A 1,390-nucleotide genomic window follows, 5' to 3' on the forward strand; every position below is an offset into this window, starting at 1 on the left:
TTAGAACCGTGGATTAGGTTCAGCATGTCCGTCGGAATCCGTATAAAAATCTTTTAGTCCGACATCTAAACCGATGGTGTTCCCAGTTGGCTCTAGTTCTTCATGATTGTCTACTTTGACGCAAACCTGAACATAATAACCATCAGCTCGACGTACTATCCGAACCCGCTTGATTTGCTTCTGTTCAAACTGCCACAAGTCCCATTTACCCTTGAGTTTAACCTTCCCAATTCCTTTTTTATCGCTAAATATAATAGACTTTTTATCTGGTGAAAACTTCCACCCAGATTGCTTATATTCAACGGAGCGACAATGTTTATTGAATTTAGGATAACCCTTTTTACCTGGTACCTTTTTCTGGCAGTTGTCGTAGAAGCGCTTAATCGCCCGTTCTACGTTTTCTACAGAAGCTTGACAGGCATGACTATTAAGTTCTTTGACAAAGTTAAATTCATCCCTGAGTTGAGTGTTGTAACGGTAGAGTTCTTTTTTGCCGACCCCTCTGTTATCCATCCAATATCGAAGCACTTTGTTGCGGACAAATTTTGCTGTCCTAAGAGCTTCATTTATTGCGACTTTTTGGGACTTTTTGAGTACAGCTTTGAACTCCATTACAAACACTTTTAATCACCTCCTTAGTTTGTTGAATTTACTTATTATTATAGTTGATGTCTTCCGAGAAAAGTTCCCGGAGATTGATCAGGGAATAAATTCCCTCAAAAGACGAAACCTTAGAATAGTGGAGCCTTTATGGTTGGCAGGCTATGCAGAAAAGGGTAAAAAACTTATTGATTAAGGCTCCACTATTCTTACGGTAACTTTCAAAGGCTAACCCCATGAATAGAATTCAGGGGCTTGCGCCCTTAGATTTTTCGGTCATCTTTTGGGCAAATTCTATCAACTTTACTCACTATAGCAATTCTTCTACTCATGAGGTACAAATCTCTAGGTTTTAGGGAACAGGGAGCAGGGAGCAGGGACTTCGGAAGAGGGAAGTCGGAAGTGGGAAGAGGAAAGAGGGAAAAAATAATGTGTACCTCATAGCTATGAGAAACGCTATAGAAACCCCTTGGCCCAAGAAATATCCTAGGTAAGCATATGCGCTACGCCCAGGCTACGCCAACAGCTATCAGCCGTTGGCCTTGGCCTTTAGGCCACGCTACGCGAATGGCCACGCTACGCGAACAGCCGTGAGCACTCCCTACTCCCTGTTCCCTATTCCCTATTCCCTGTTCCCTATTCCCTGTTCCCTATTCCCTATTCCCTATTCCCTTTGCTAATTACCGAGATGTAATATCTGCGATCGCATTCTTAGTCATAGCTGCGATCGCTTTATCATTTGCTTTCGGTAAATGATAATATTTACCACCTGCTTGTTTGGCCAATTCCA

At 42.3% G+C, this 1,390-nt stretch carries 1 protein-coding gene and 1 pseudogene; one reads left to right on the forward strand and one right to left on the reverse strand.

What is annotated here, in order from left to right; all coding sequences use genetic code 11:
- Positions 1 to 612 (reverse strand): annotated as a pseudogene (locus F6K37_RS42445) (RNA-guided endonuclease InsQ/TnpB family protein); the annotation flags it as partial.
- 530 nt (positions 613 to 1,142) lie between these two features.
- On the opposite strand from F6K37_RS42445, the gene F6K37_RS42450 reads away from it, so the two are divergent.
- Positions 1,143 to 1,280, forward strand: a complete 138-nt coding sequence (locus tag F6K37_RS42450; protein ID WP_287257224.1) for a hypothetical protein — start codon at positions 1,143 to 1,145, stop codon at positions 1,278 to 1,280.
- Positions 1,281 to 1,390: the final 110 nt, after the last annotated feature.

It is taken from the genome of Moorena sp. SIO4E2, assembly GCF_010671945.1.
GTDB classification, from domain to species: Bacteria; Cyanobacteriota; Cyanobacteriia; order Cyanobacteriales; family Coleofasciculaceae; genus Moorena; species Moorena producens.